This window comes from Pseudidiomarina piscicola (assembly GCF_902806985.1).
GTDB lineage: Bacteria > Pseudomonadota > Gammaproteobacteria > Enterobacterales > Alteromonadaceae > Pseudidiomarina > Pseudidiomarina piscicola.
Genome location: NZ_CADCXY010000007.1, coordinates 62,902 through 78,348, shown reverse-complemented (window position 1 = coordinate 78,348; position 15,447 = coordinate 62,902). Strand labels below are relative to the sequence as shown.

The following is a 15,447-nucleotide window of genomic DNA, read 5'->3' as shown; positions in this document are numbered from 1 at the left end:
TTTATATTTTTTCGCCAACAACGCTATGCTATTAACTCAGAATATGAGATAAAACAGAAGAATAGGTTGACGGAGAGAACACCATTCATCGGCTGGACATCAATAAAGCATTCCACTTACTGGCGCAAAACTTGCGTGAGCATAGTGAGCTCAAGTTTATTGAGAATCTGACTAAAATTGTCAGTGAGTTGCTGGTGGCCGACCATGTGATGATCTCCGAGGTGTTTGAGTCTGACCCATCACGCGCTAAAGCCCTCGCTTTTTATTCGTCTGGTTCGTTACAGCCCACCCTCAGCTATGACCTCTCAGGATCGCCCTGTGAAACCATTTTAGAGCTCGACTCCTGTGTCTACAATCGAGGTGTATGCCAACTGTTTCCGCATGACGAAATGTTGCAAAAGCTTGGAGCTGAAAGCTATGTTGGCGTGCCGATGATGTCGGTTGACGGGCAGAAGTTAGGAATTTTAGCAGTACTGAACAACGACGCTACTGAGTATGGCGCCGCTGAGCTTGAAATGTTGCAAGTTGCAGCAGCACAGGCTGCTGCCGAGCTGACACAAATACGTATTACTAACCATCTAAAAGAAAGTAAACGACGCCTACGAACATTGATGAATAGCCTTCCTGGCATGGCTTATCGTTGTAAAAACGATGCGGCCTGGACGATGGAGATCGTCAGTCGTGGGGCGCGGGAGTTAACAGGCTACACGCCGCAGCAATTAGAAAACAACACAACAATTGCGTACCAAGATTTGATTCATCCCGAAGACCGCATGGGTATCGATCGTGAGGTGACGGGCGCGACGCACTCAGACAGCGACTACAGCTTGAATTATCGCATTGAGCGCGCCGATGGGGAAACACGTTGGGTCTGGGAACAAGGTAAAGGCATACAGAACGCTGCTGGCGTTATCACCCACTTTGAAGGCTTTGTTTTAGACGTTACCGAACACTACTTGCAGCAAGAACTGATGGCGGAAATTGCCTATACTGACGAGCTCACCGGGTTACCCAACAGGGCTGCCTTGCTAAATGAGCTGCAATGCCGGTATCAACAAAAACTTGTAACCGGTGACTTAACACCTTGCCTGTTATTACTGATCGACCTAAACCGGTTCCGCAGTATCAATCAGCGCTTTGGTTTGCACGTGGGCGATAGGTTGTTGCGTTTTGTTACCCACCAGTTGAAAAGAGCCGCGAATGAGCAACACGAACAGGCCTATTTAGCCCGTCTAACCGGCGATGAGTTTGTTATTGTGAGTGCTGGCTCAGGGGCAACGGAAGATACCGTAACGAGATTTCTAAAAGCCGCTGACGCTATCAGTGAACTATTTGCCGAGCCGGTAAGTGTTGGCGAACATCATTTACAGCTGCAATTTCGCGTGGCTGGTGCCTACTCAACGAGTGCCGACTCGGCTGCCGAATTACTTCAACAAGCAAGTATTGCCCTATACGAAGCTAAACAAAATGGCCTGCGATACTGTATTTACGATGATCAGCTAGCGCAAAAAGTAAGGGATGAAAGTAAACTTTCCGAACGCTTCCGGGTTGCCCTTGCTAACCAGGAACTTACCGTTCACTTGCAACCACAAATTGACTTGCAAACCGGCAACTGTGTCGGCGCCGAAGTGTTGTGTCGTTGGTTTGACGAAGAGCTTGGCTCGGTACCTCCCGACGTGTTTATTGCCATTGCCACCAAGCAAGGCGTGCTAACAGAGTTGGGCTATCAAGTACTAGAGAAAACCTGCGCCTTGATAAGAAAATGGCGTGAGCGTTATGCATTCGTTCCCGTTGTGTCGGTGAATATTGGCGCCCAACAATTTGCCTCGCTAGAGGTGGTGGATGAGTTTGTGAAAATTAGTGAGCACCTACCAGCGCAAGCCATCACTTTCGAAATTACCGAAAGCGACTTGATGTTAGACCCGCAACAAGCGCTGGCGGTCACTGAGCGACTACGTAACTATGGATTCCAATTGGCGATCGATGACTTCGGTACGGGGTATTCATCGCTTGCCTATTTACAGCAGTTTAATGTCGATATTTTAAAAATTGATATGTCATTTGTACAAGCGATGACGCTTGATGAACAAAGCAAGAACCTAGTCGCAACCATTATCGCCATGGCCAGAACACTAAACTTGAGTACTATTGCCGAAGGTATTGAAACCGCAGAACAGGCTAAGCTTTTAAAAGACTTAGGCTGCCAGCAAGGGCAAGGCTATTATTTTGCACGACCGCTGTCAGCGGCGGAATTTGAGCAGCAATGGCTACACGATTAACTACCTTAGGTCCGGGAATTATTCTGGCCGCGGCAGCGGTCGGTGCGTCGCACTTAGTTGCTGCGACGCAAGCCGGGGCATTGTTCGGCTGGCAGTTGCTAGGTTTGGTTGCCTTCGTCAATATTTTGAAGTATCCGTTTTTTCGTTTTGGGGTGACCTATACGTTAACCCATAACGAAAGCTTAGTGAGTGGTTACTATCGCAAACATAAGCTCTATTTAGGGGCATTCACACTGCTCAACTTGATCGCGGCGGTGGTGAATACGGCCGGGGTGTTGCTACTTACGGCCAGCTTGTTGCAGATTTTCCTACCCAAGTTGAGCCTTACCCTGCTTTGTTGGCTTGTTCTTTTGATTTGCTTACTGGTGTTGCTCGCCGGCCAGTATCGAACCTTAGATCGCATTTCGAAGTGGATCATGGTGAGCTTGTCGATGGCGACCGTGATCGCTGTTATTGTCGCGTGGCAAAACTATACGCCGCCACCGGCTGATTTTGTTGCGCCATCACCGTGGCGACTGTCGGCTTTGGCTTTTCTGGTGGCGATGATGGGCTGGATGCCCGTACCTATCGAATTGTCTGTGATTAATTCCCTGTGGCTGCGAAGTAAACAGAAACTGACGCAAGTGACGCTGCGCGATGGAATTTTTGATTTCAATTTGGGCTATTGGACGACCGTCATACTAGCCCTGTTATTTCTGGCTCTTGGTGCATTGGTGCAGTATGGCTCGCCGCAGCCTATTGAAATGGCCGGGATGAAGTTCGCCGATCAATTTGTTGCTATGTACCGCGCAACCATCGGCGAATGGGCAGGGTACTTAGTCGGTGCTATTGCCGTGTTATGTATGTTTGGCACCACATTGGCTGTGCTTGATGGCTATGCACGAACGCTGGCGGAGAGTTTCCACACCTTAACGAAACGCCAGTACCCGCTAAGTGGCTGGGTGATTGGCCAAGCTGTGGCCGGTATGTTAGTGATTCTTTACTTTCAAAGTGCATTAGGGCCAATGCTAAGCTTTGCCATGACCCTAGCATTTCTTACCACGCCTTTTTTCGCCTGGCTCAACTACACCTTAGTGCGCGAGCAGAAGTTGGCGACGGGTCTGCATTTGTGGGCTGGCCTTGGGCTTCTTTACTTGTGTAGCTTCACCTTGCTCTACCTTTACTGGTTGCTGTTTTTATAGGCCTAGGTTAGTCATCTGCAAATACAGGGCATTGACCTCACAGAGCTTGAGCTTTGCGCTTACATCCCCTTAAATGGAAAGACTCTAAAAACAACGAGGTTGATGCAAATGAATGTTATCTCGAAAGCTCTCAGTGCCAGCTGTGTTACCGCAGCGCTATTGCTGAGCCCATTAAGCTTCGCTGACGAGCAGAATGCTCCAGTGGCAAAAATTGCAGCCGATGATGTGGTGGTTACTAAGCACCGCGCATCTATTAATGGCGATCGCTTTGAATATACGGCAACGACCGGCACGCAACCGGTGTTTAATGATAGCGGTGAGGCGACCGCGGCGTTGTTTTTTACCTACTATGAACGCCAAGATGTAAAAAACAGAGAAGAGCGTCCTTTATTGATTTCGTTTAATGGCGGCCCAGGCTCTGCATCGGTGTGGATGCACATTGCCTATACTGGCCCTAAATCATTACGGGTCGACGATGAAGGCTTTCCAATCATGCCTTATGGCGTGAAAGATAACCCACATTCAGTGTTGGACGTTGCTGATATTGTGTTTGTTAACCCAGTAAACACGGGCTATTCGCGTGTGTTGCCAAATGCTGAAGGTGAAATGCCATCGCGTGAACAGCAGCAAAAAATGTTTTTTGGTGTCAACGCTGATGTCAAATACCTAGCAGATTGGGTCAATACTTTTGTCACGCGTCATGAGCGCTGGCGCTCACCGAAGTACCTGATTGGTGAAAGCTACGGTACCACGCGTGTCTCTGGTTTAGCGCTGGAATTACAAAATCGTCAGTGGATGTACTTAAACGGCGTGATCTTGGTTTCCCCAACGGATATCGGTATCGACCGTCAAGGCCCAGTTTCAGCCGCGAACCGCTTGCCATACTTTGCCGCCACTGCTTGGTACCATGATGCGTTAGGTGAAGAACTGCAAAGCAAAGACTTGCTTGACGTTTTAAGCGAAGTTGAAGCTTATACCTTAAATACTTATCTGCCCGCACTTGCCAAAGGTGCCATGCTGCCAAGTGACGAACGCGCGCAAATTGCTGAGCAAGTAGCCCGCTTCTCGGGGCTGTCGCAGCAAACAGTGCTGCGCGCCAACCTCGATATTAGTCCACGTTTCTTCTGGAAAGAGTTGCTGCGCGATCGTGAGCAAACCGTGGGGCGCCTCGATTCACGCTACTTAGGCATCGACCGCGATAATGTCGGTGATAGCCCAGACTACAATGCAGAACTAACTTCGTGGCTACACTCGTTTACGCCAGCGATTAACTACTACCTACGTGAAGAACTGAATTATAAAACCGACGTGAAGTACAACATGTTCGGGCCGGTTCATCCGTGGGATCGTACAAACAACAATACGGGCGAGAACTTACGTCAAGCTATGGCACAAAACCCGTACTTAAACGTGTTGGTTCAATCTGGTTACTATGACGGTGCCACCAATTACTTTGATGCGAAGTACACCGCTTGGCACCTTGACCCAAGTGGCAAGATGCAAGACCGCATCGACTTTAAAGGCTACCGCAGTGGACACATGATGTACCTGCGCGCAGAAGACCTTAAGTCTGCCAATAGTGATGTACGTGAATTTATTAACGCGACAGTGCCAGCGCAAGGCGAAGCCGCGAAATACGAATAACACGAGCAACGACAAACGACGAAAGGTTTAATGATGAAAAAATTAACTACGCTGGCCCTTGCGGTCGGCGTCGCTTTAGCGGTACCTACCCACGCCATCGCGCAAGAGGCATGGGACGTACAAGCTCCACAAGGCGACTTCAAAGATATTCAAATTAAGGTTAACGAAGGCACTTGGATGAACGTTGACCTAAGCCCTGATGGTAAGTGGATTGTTTTCGACTTGCTTGGCGACATCTATCGTATGCCAGCCTCAGGCGGAGACGCAGAGCTCATTGCCGGTGGTATTGCTTGGCAAATGCAACCGGTGTTTTCACCAGACGGTAACTACATTGCATTTACCTCGGACCAAGGCGGTGGCGATAACATTTGGGTAATGGACGCTGACGGTGAGAACGCACGTGCCGTGACCGACGAAACCTTCCGCTTATTGAATAGCCCAGCTTGGAGCCCTGATGGTCAGTTCCTTGTGGCCCGTAAACATTACACAGCGCGTCGCTCTCTCGGTGCTGGTGAAGTGTGGATGTACCATGTGAATGGTGGCAGCGGTGTGCAATTAACCGAGCGACCCAATGATCAGAAAGATCTTGGCGAGCCGGCGTTTTCGCCCGATGGTCGTTACATCTATTTTTCACAAGATGATACGCCGGGTAAAACTTTCCATTACAGCAAAGACTCACTTGAAGGCATCTACACCATCAAGCGTTTCGACCGTGAAACCGGTGATATCGATGTATTGTTAGGTGGTGCGGGTGGTGCGATTCGTCCCACACCATCACCTGATGGCAAGCACTTGGCCTATATCAAGCGTGAAGGTTTCAGCAGTGTGCTTTATTTGTATGATCTTGAAAGTGGCGAAGAAAAACGACTTTATTCGCAGCTAGATCGTGACATGCAGGAAACCTGGGCGATACACGGTGTGTACCCAACCATGGACTGGACTGCCGATAGCAAATCAATGGTGTTTTGGGCCGATGGTAAAATTATGAAGCTTGATGTGGAAACACGCCAAGCTCGAGTCATTCCATTTAGTGTCGAGACCACCAAAAAAGTACAGACAGCGCTGCATTTTGAACAAAGCCTAGGTGAAGAGCAGTTTAAAGTGAAGATGCTGCGTAACGTGCAGGTAGCGCCAAATGGCCAACAGGTGATTTACGATGCGTTAGGTCACTTGTATTCACGTACCTTGCCAAACGGCGAGCCAGAGCGCCTAACAGATCGTGAAGGTGCTTGGGAACTGTACCCCAGTTATTCTCGCGATGGTGAAAAGCTAGTTTACGTAAGCTGGGACGACCAAGCGCAAGGGCAGTTGATTGTCCGCGATTTGGCCAGTGGTAAAGAGCGCGTTCTGCCAACGGGCAAGGGCAAATTTATCGAACCAGTGTTTAGCCCCGACGGAAATGCTGTCGTTTACCGTAAGGTACGTGGTGGCTATTTAACGCCAGATACGTACGGCTTAAACGCAGGTATCTACCACTTACCACTAAACCAAGATGCCGAACCACGTTTGATTAGCGAAAGTGGCTATCAACCTCAGTTTGGCGCGCGTAATGACCGAGTGTATGTCATGGCGTCGGCGGGCTCTCAGCAACTGCGTTCCATCGATATTGCGACCAAAGAGCAGCGTACCCTTTATACCTCAGAGCATGCGACCGAATACCGCGTATCGCCTGACGGCGAGCACTTGGCTTTCGCCGAACGCTTTAAAGTGTTTGTAACGCCATTAGTTGAACGCGGCTCAGCCATTAACATTGGCCCGAACGACAAACAGTTCCCAGTTGAGCAACTGTCGGTTCGTGCAGGTGAGAATATCTCATGGACCGCCGACGGCAACAGCCTCTACTGGTCGCTAGGCCCAGAGTTGTATCACGCGTCGGTGGCTGGTTTATTTAGCATCGATAATGAAGGTGATAGCTTTGAGCAAGTGAGTAGTGGCACCGACATTAGTTTTGATGCTGATAGCGCCATTCATGATGAGACCGTCGCCTTTGTGGGTGGTCAAGTGATCACGATGGACGGCGATAAGGTTATCGAAAACGGTGCAGTTGTGGTGCGCGGCAATAAAATTATTGCGGTAGGCGCAGCAGCAGATGTCGCGGTTCCAAGCGATGCCTTTGTGGTCGATACCACCGGTAAAACAGTGATGCCTGGATTGTTTGACGGCCATGCCCACGGCGGCCAAGGCGAATATGAAATTATTCCTGAGCAAAACTGGCAGTCGTACGCGAACCTTGCGTTCGGGGTTACTTCGATTCACGATCCATCCAACGATACCAGTGAAATTTTCACCGCGAGTGAAATGCAAAAAGCGGGTCTGATTGCAGCACCACGCACCTTCTCAACAGGTACTATTTTGTATGGTGCCAATGGCCCCGGTTATACCTCGCATATCGATAGTTTGGAAGATGCGAAGTTTCATCTAGAGCGATTGAAAAAAGTTGGCGCGTTCTCGGTGAAAAGCTATAACCAACCGCGTCGGAACCAACGACAGCAGGTCATTCAAGCCGGTCGTGAGCTGGAAATGATGGTGGTGCCTGAAGGTGGCTCATTATTGCAGCATAACTTATCGATGGTGGCAGATGGCCACACAACCATTGAGCACTCGATTCCGGTCGCTGAAATTTACGATGACATTGAACAATTTTGGCAACAAACAGATGTTTACTACACGCCTACGTTAGGTGTGGCTTACGGTGGCATCTGGGGTGAAAACTACTGGTATGCAAAAACCGAAGTATGGAAGCATCCAAAACTGTCCACCTTTGTGCCGCAAGACAACTTAGTTGGCAAGTCGGTGCGTCGTGAAATTGCACCTGATAACCACTATAACCATGTGAACAACGCAGAAGTTGCGAAGCGTTTAACCGATGCTGGGGTTAAAGTGGTTGCCGGCGCGCACGGGCAGCGTGAAGGGTTGGCGCAACACTGGGAGATCTGGATGATGGCGCAAGGTGGTATGACACCTCTTGAAGCATTGGCGACATCGACCATTAACCCAGCGATGGAGTTTGGCATGGACCACCTCATCGGTTCACTTGAAGAAGGGAAGCTTGCTGACGTTATCGTGATTGACGGTGACCCGCTGGCTGACATTCGCGTGACGGATAGGGTGACCCATACGATGGTCAATGGCCGCTTGTATGATGCGACCAACATGAACCAGTTGGTACCTGAAGCGAAGCCACGAGCGCCATTCTTTTGGGAGTAAAGAGGAGATAGTCGGCGCTTTTTAAAAGTGACGGCTGTATCTTTGCGCCAAGCTCGTTATAATCCCGCTATATTCGTATAGCGGGATTTATTTTTTTTATGAATAATATAAAAGATATCGATTTGAATCTGTTGGTCTATCTTGACGTACTCTTACGCGAGCGAAATGTGACCAAAGCTGCGGCGCAACTGAACATTACCCAACCAGCAATGAGTAATGGCCTGAAGCGACTTCGCAGCCTACTCAACGACCCAATCTTGGTGCGTACTAGCGAAGGAATGATCCCCACCGACACGGCCCAGCGCATGCAAGAACCGGTGCGTCAGATACTGTACTCAGTGGAAGAAATGGTGCAGCCTGCCCGCGACTTTGAGCCAGCCAGCACCGATCGGGTTTTTCGTATTATGGCGTCGGACTATGCCGCATCGACTTTAATGCCTAAGCTGTTAAGTAGCCTCAAAGCTCAAGCTCCCTTAGTGACCTTAGATATCATGACACCAAGTGATATTAGTTTTCATGATGTTGAGAACGGTAAGGTTGATATTGCGATTAATCGATTCGAAAAGCTGCCGCAATCGTTCCATCAAAAAGCCCTTTGGGAAGATGACTTCTCGTGCCTGATGCGTCACGACCACTCACTACTCGATAACTACACTCTTGAGAATTACCTCAAAGCGGAACACGTGTGGGTAAGTAAAACCGGTTTTGGCGTAGGCGTAGGTATGGACCCTCATGACGCGCAAAAATTAGGTTGGGTCGACGAAGCCTTAGTTGAGCTCGGTCACAAGCGCGATATTCGTGTTTTTACCCGCAATTATCATGTGGCGATGCACCTGGCGCGGCAAGGTCTTATTGCCACCTTGCCGACAAGGGCAGCAGAGCTCTATCAAGACGATGAAGAATTGACGATGCGCAAACCGCCCTTTGCAATTCCGAATCTCGATCTTGCAATGATCTGGAGTCCATTATTACAACATGACGCAGGACACCGGTGGTTCCGCCAACTGGTGGCGGACACCGCTGAGAACCCTTAATTAAAGATGGTAAACAGGTGCTCATTCAACCATAAGTGTGCAAAAACGCTGGCGATAAAGCCTAGAGCTATCGCTGGCGCCCATTTTAAGTGGCTGGCAAAGGTATAATAGCCGCGCGCTTGCCCCATCAGTGCAACACCAGCTGCAGAACCAATCGAGAGTAAACTACCACCGGTACCCGCGGTTAAGGTTATCAGTAGCCATTGACCATGGGACATATCAGGCGACATCGACAATACCGCGAACATTACCGGAATGTTATCAATTACCGCAGACATGACACCTAAGGCAACGTTCGCAAGTGTTGGTGACCACTGGTTGTAAAGAGTGTCTGAAAGTAGGTGAAGGTAGCCAAGGAAGCCTAGGCCGCCGACACACATAACGATGCCATAGAAGAACAATAACGTGTCCCACTCGGCCCGTTGTACCCGGCTAAATACGTCAAACGGTACCACACCACCTAACCTTTTGAGACGCTCCATGTCGCCGGCGCGCTCGGCCATAGAACGCTTGCGCGCTAAAGAGCCGGGCAGTGTCATACGTAAGAAGTAACCAAAGAACTGGAGGTAACCCAAACCCATCATCATGCCAAGTACGGGTGGCAAGTGCAGGAACATGTGACACGACACCGCTGTCGCAATGGTGAGCAGAAACAGCGTCGTGATACGCAGCGCGCCTCGCTTAAGTTCCACTTCTTCGTACATGGCGTCTGGCTTCTTATTTTCGATAAAGAAGTTCATGATTAGAGCCGGCACAAGGTAGTTAAGAACCGAAGGTATAAACAGCACGAAAAACTCATGGAACTCGACAATTCCAGCCTGCCAAACCATCAATGTGGTGATATCGCCAAAGGGACTGAAAGCGCCACCAGCGTTGGCTGCCACCACAATACTGACACACGACATACCGATAAACTTTTTATCGCCATCGGCTACCTTCATTACCACTGCACACATGAGAAGTGCGGTAGTCAGGTTGTCGGCGATGGGTGAAATAAAGAACGCCAAGAACCCGGAAAGCCAGAACAACTGTCGGTAGGTAAAACCTTTTTTCACCATCCAAGAGCGCAGCGCATCAAACAGACGTCGCTCTTCGAGGGCGTTAATGTAGGTCATCGCCACTAACAAGAACAGCATGAGCTCGGCAAACTCGAGTAGATTATGGCGAAATGCTTCTTCGGCCGCTCCTGGAAAGCCCTGGTCGATGTAAACCCAGCCGATCATCATCCAAATTAAACCCGCCGCAACAAGTACGGGCTTCGACTTTCGCATATGCAGTCGTTCTTCGCCCATCACCAGCAAATAAGCTGCGGTAAATATCACCAGAGCGATGAGCCCGACGGTCGAGTAGGTTAAATCTAATGGGCCTGATGCAGCAAAGGCCGCTGGACTTACAAAAAGTAGCGCGAGAGCAATAAGGAGGTGCTTGTACATGTGTCGATTTCCTTGCACACAAAGGTTCTTGGGGTGATTGCGCGCGCATACTACCACATTTATCGCGTACGACTGCGGCTGAGCATGAATTTGCTCTGGGAATAAAGAAGTACCTCGGACAGGGTAGTCCGAGTTAAGGGGTAAATAATTGAACTATAAGTTTATTTAGTCGCTTTATGAAGCACTCTGCGGTACCAGCTGCGCGGTAGAAAACGCTTCAAATACCATGCTACGCGGCCCTGACGGTGAGGTAATGTATAGCTTTGTTTCCGCTCGATGGTTCGCATAATCGTTTTGGCGATGTCATTCGCATTCAGTTTGCTTGAGGCCATTAGCTTATCGAGCTTAGCTTCCATGCCCTCGATATTAGAACGCATACCTTTACCTAAATTGGTTTTGAAGAACGAGGGGCAAACTGCGGCAACATGAATATTGTCGGGCGCGAGTTCATTTTCCAAGGTTTCCGACAAACTAACGACGGCCGATTTAGTTGCGTTGTACGCGCTCATATTTGGCACGTCTAATAGACCGGCCATAGACGCGACATTGATAAGGTGGCCGCCACCTTCTTTCTGCAATAAGGGGATAAAGGCTTTACAGCCACGCACCACGCCTAATAAGTTAATATCAATAATCCACTGCCAGTCACTGATGCTGGTTTCGGTAATTTTACCTACTTGCGCAACACCGGCGTTATTCACCACCACATCGATACCTTGCCAACGATCAGTGAGGGTTTGTGCAACCCGCTCTAAGTCGCTGATACGCGTAACATCACAAGGCATAAAGAAGCTATCAGGCTGTAAGCGCTGCAAACTACCGATCACCGCTTCGCCGCGCTCTTCGTCACGATCGACAATACAAACTCGCCAACCCGCTTTCGCTGCAAGTTGTGCCAATGCGAAGCCGAGGCCGCTAGCGCCGCCGGTAATGACGATACGTTTAGGATGCATAATAGAAAAACCTTACAAAGTCTCGATAGAAATGCGGTTACGCCCAGAATCTTTACTTTGATACAGTAATTTATCAGCCTGCGCAACCAAACGGCGGAAACTGCCACCGGAGAAGTTCTGGCGCACTTCAACAATGCCCATACTCATACTCAATGGGATAGTTTCGCCATTGGCCTGACATTGTGTCGCAAGGGCGTTTTGAAACTGCTCTGCCAGCTTCAATAGATCACGACTATCACTCATAAAGACAGCGAACTCTTCACCACCATAGCGCCCCACTAAGCAACCTTGGCGTTCAAAATACTCTTTGAGAAGCCAACCTACACTGCGAATACATTCATCACCGACAGGGTGCCCCATGGTATCGTTGATTCGTTTAAAGTGATCGATGTCCATCAGTATTAACGCCACCGGTTGACGGGTTGCCATTGCCTCGTGGTAGCGCTGCTCAGCGAGATCGTCAAAGGTGCGGCGGTTCAATAGCTCAGTTAGGCCATCTTCATGAGCAAGCTTTTCGAGCTTGCTATTAAGATGCTCGAGATCGGAAGTCTTTTCCGCCACCTGATTTTGTAGTTGTCGGTTGAAGCTAACCATGAGCTTGCGCGCCGCCACTAAACTGTCAGCTATGGTTCTTACTTCGCGGCTCATTTCTGATTTATCAAAGCTCAAATCGGCATTGGTGTCTTGCTTTAGTTGTTCCGCAAGGCTATCCAACGGATGGGTTATTTCAAGCGCAAAACGCCGGGTGACCAAGGCCAACAAGGTTGTGATAATAGCCAAAAAGATCACCAAGATGATCAAGTTGTAGCTAAATAAATCGGTAAGCCTGCTCGGCGTTGAGAACACATAGATGTTCCAGCCATAGCTATTTATTCGTTGAGTATAAAGTAAGTCTTCGTTGTCGATGCGAGTGAGGGGGAGCTCTTGGCTATATAAGTTGATCACGTTGCGCGGTGTAAAATTAGCCAGTGATACCAGCGAAAATTTTTCCGAAGAAAATATAATCTGGTCTTGGTCGTCGGTCACAACGACAGCTTGAAACTGTGGGTCAATATCTGTTTTTCGAACTAACCGAGTGAGCTCAGGTAAATCGAGTGAGCCTTCGACAATGCCTTGGAAACCGTTTTCGGTTAGCAAGGGCTGGCTAATGGCGATAATCGGCTGGGTGCCGAAACCGCGCCCTCGAAACGCACTGGAAACAAAGCCTTGCTGGGTTTCTTTAGGCTGTTGAAAATAGTCACGGTCGTCGATATCAGGAACCGTCGTATTCTGCTTCAATAGCTCGCTCATCGTATGGTTTGGTGCGCCATGTAAAATTTTGCCTTCGGCATTAGCGCGAAGCATTGAAACAAAACTGGGATAGTTATGCTGAGTTCTATCCATTATTTCAACTTGTTCGTCGTAACTGGCCACCGCCTGCAGATTATCGCGAAGATTACGAACAGCGACCACATAATCGTTTAGGAAGTCGTCGGTTACTTCGCGTAGGCTGTTTGCTTTCGAACTAAGATCTGAAACTATTTGCGCTTCAACCTGACGCGCAGAGCGTGTGGTATACAGAAACGAAACCGATAGTGAAGCGACAATAATCGATAAAAAGCTAAGGTAGAAGATCCGGCCGGTAAGTGAATCAGAAACTGACTGCATTGGTACAACACGCCAACTACGTGGAACCAGCTGAAAAACTAAAATAGCCAAGGCGGTGTAAAGTAAACCGTTGAATACTAACTTCGCTAAAATAAGTAACAAGAAATCATTAGGAAGATCGGTAATCGTCGGTAAGTAGAGATAGGTTGCGGGAATGCCGAGTGCTAACCAATAAAGAAGGTCGGCCAATAGAATAGGCATTCGGCGCTGAAACAAAGCGTAAACCGTGACAACTTCCGCAATAAGGGTAACAAAGAAAAACAAGTTCTGAGTATAAAGATAGACCGCCGCAGCCGACATCACCGCTGCAACCAATGCGGCAGAAAGGCCACGACTAAAAAGCGCTAAAAACACAAACAGCTGGCCCAATAGAATGGTAACCGAGCCATAAACCTCAACGGCTAAAAAATAATTAGTTAACGCTGCTAAGGCACCAAATCCTAGACCCCAAGATACATTCGTCAGTTGATGATTTACGCTGCTCGTTGGCACATCGACACCCGTTTCATTGAAAGCTTAGTTTGAGATTACCACAGAATACCAACATTCATAGCAACAATAGCTCGCTAAATCTGCTTAACAACTGATTACAAAACCAACCAATGTCAACCTGTTTGTTGCAATAGATCCCTTTTCCTAGGCTAATTTTGGACTATAGTCAGCCCGCAAGGCAAGAAGCCTTCGCGGTACGGAATGGAAGATCTAACCAATGATTTTCGGAGAAAAATCATGCAAAAATTTCTTTTACTCTTAAGTTTGACGTTAAGTTTACTACTACTTTCAAATTTTCAAGCCCACGCAGATGACCATGAAGACGAAAGTTTTTACCTGTCTATTTCTGAGCTGTCGGTGAAACTAGGTCATACCCAAGCCTTTATGGATGGTGTAAAGGCAGTTAGAGACTGCTATCAAGAAGCAGGCGGCAAAGAGCCGTGGTGGCTATGGAATCGTGTGCAAGGCCCAGGGAATGTATTTGTGGTGACCAGCACCTATAAGAACTGGCAAGGCTTTTTCGCCGATGACTCGGTAGGTGAAGGCTGCCGAGGCGTGGTTAGAGATAAAGTGGTTCCGCATATCGACTCGACCTATCACAACATGGCCAGTTATCTGCCTGATTGGAGCAGCATTGAGACCACAGGTGGTAATTTTGTTGCCGTTTACAACTTTAAAGTAAACAACTATGAGCTCTTCGAGTCGACCGTTGCGGCCATCGAAGAGGGACTCAAAGACGATGGAGGACCGGGAGCCGCCTGGTACTATACGATGGGCGGACGCGGACAAGCTGATTACTTCGTGGTTGAATACTTTACTGACCCTAAAGCGCTTGATGCCGACGACCCTGGTGTCTGGCAGCGCTTAGAGGCCGCGGTAGGTAAAGAGAAATCAAGCGCGCTGCAGCAAGACTTCAGAAAGTCTATTGGTGAGTGGTGGACCTATTTGTATGCCCTACATGAAGATCTAAGTTACGCAGCAACCAGCGCTAACTAATATTACCAAGCGAGATCGGTAAAGCCGGTCTCGCTATTTCATCATTCGCTCGAGCAGCAAGCCAAGGCTGAAGCGGTGGCATTTTGTGACAACTTTACTAGGCTTAAAGGTAACGAAACGAATTTATCAACTGGCGTATTACGCTCCAGTAGATTGAGGAGGCGTTATGAACATTGAAGCCATTTTGCAAGATCCTGCTGCCGTTTATGACAAACCTACGGACCTTCTAAAAGACAGTCGCCTTAGCGACGAGCAAAAATTAAAAGTTCTTGAACAGTGGGAATACGACGCTGAAGAGTTATTGGTTGCCACTGAAGAAAATATGCCGGGCCCGGAAGACACACAGCTTGATGACATTCTTGCCGCTAAGCAGCAACTTAAAGACGCTTGAGTCTTCGCGCTAGCAACGGGCTCTATTACTACCTGAGCTCCTCGTGGTGCGTCTGCCATGCGTTCGCACTATAGAGCGTGTCGTTGTTTTGGATTCAGTTCGTTTTCTTGACTAAAGACAGTAAGATAATGAGGCAAGTTAACATGTAACATGTTGGCAGCTTTGTCGCTGCATGAACTCCTCAACAGGT

10 protein-coding genes are annotated in these 15,447 nt (G+C 48.7%); 7 read left to right on the top strand and 3 right to left on the bottom strand.

Annotation, left to right across the window (positions count from 1 at the left end; genetic code table 11):
* Positions 1-131: 131 nt before the first annotated feature.
* From PSI9734_RS11135 to PSI9734_RS11115, 5 genes are all read left to right on the top strand, one after another.
* Positions 132-2,279, top strand: coding sequence for a putative bifunctional diguanylate cyclase/phosphodiesterase (locus PSI9734_RS11135; protein WP_173921202.1), 2,148 nt, complete (start codon positions 132-134; stop codon positions 2,277-2,279).
* Positions 2,264-3,460 carry an NRAMP family divalent metal transporter gene (locus tag PSI9734_RS11130; RefSeq protein WP_173921201.1) on the top strand — a complete coding sequence of 399 codons (1,197 nt, stop codon included), beginning with the start codon at positions 2,264-2,266 and terminating at the stop codon, positions 3,458-3,460. The genes PSI9734_RS11135 and PSI9734_RS11130 overlap by 16 nt, the downstream gene beginning before the upstream one ends.
* A gap of 108 nt (positions 3,461-3,568) precedes the next feature.
* Positions 3,569-5,104, top strand: a complete 1,536-nt coding sequence (locus PSI9734_RS11125) for a S10 family peptidase (protein ID WP_173921200.1) — start codon at positions 3,569-3,571, stop codon at positions 5,102-5,104.
* A gap of 33 nt (positions 5,105-5,137) precedes the next feature.
* Complete coding sequence (locus PSI9734_RS11120; RefSeq protein WP_173921220.1) at positions 5,138-8,311, top strand: amidohydrolase family protein; 3,174 nt, start codon at positions 5,138-5,140, stop codon at positions 8,309-8,311.
* Between the two features lie 98 nt (positions 8,312-8,409).
* Positions 8,410-9,345, top strand: a complete 936-nt coding sequence (locus tag PSI9734_RS11115; RefSeq protein ID WP_173921199.1) for a LysR family transcriptional regulator — start codon at positions 8,410-8,412, stop codon at positions 9,343-9,345.
* Here PSI9734_RS11115 and nhaD read toward each other — a convergent pair.
* From nhaD to PSI9734_RS11100, 3 genes are all read right to left on the bottom strand, one after another.
* Positions 9,342-10,778, bottom strand: a complete 1,437-nt coding sequence (gene nhaD / locus PSI9734_RS11110; protein WP_173921198.1) for a sodium:proton antiporter NhaD — start codon at positions 10,776-10,778, stop codon at positions 9,342-9,344. The genes PSI9734_RS11115 and nhaD overlap by 4 nt on opposite strands.
* A gap of 161 nt (positions 10,779-10,939) precedes the next feature.
* Entirely contained in the window at positions 10,940-11,731 is a 792-nt protein-coding gene (locus PSI9734_RS11105) for an SDR family oxidoreductase (RefSeq protein WP_173921197.1), read from the bottom strand.
* A 12-nt stretch (positions 11,732-11,743) separates the two neighbouring features.
* A complete protein-coding gene (locus PSI9734_RS11100) occupies positions 11,744-13,870 on the bottom strand; it encodes a sensor domain-containing diguanylate cyclase (RefSeq protein ID WP_173921196.1) in 2,127 nt (708 codons plus the stop codon).
* Positions 13,871-14,107: 237 nt separating this feature from the next.
* Between PSI9734_RS11100 and PSI9734_RS11095 the strand changes: the two genes are divergently transcribed.
* Positions 14,108-14,866, top strand: a complete 759-nt coding sequence (locus tag PSI9734_RS11095; RefSeq protein ID WP_173921195.1) for a hypothetical protein — start codon at positions 14,108-14,110, stop codon at positions 14,864-14,866.
* 166 nt (positions 14,867-15,032) lie between these two features.
* The gene (locus PSI9734_RS11090) at positions 15,033-15,257 is read left to right on the top strand and encodes a hypothetical protein (protein WP_173921194.1); all 225 of its coding nucleotides are present in this window, start codon (positions 15,033-15,035) and stop codon (positions 15,255-15,257) included.
* Positions 15,258-15,447 lie beyond the last annotated feature (190 nt).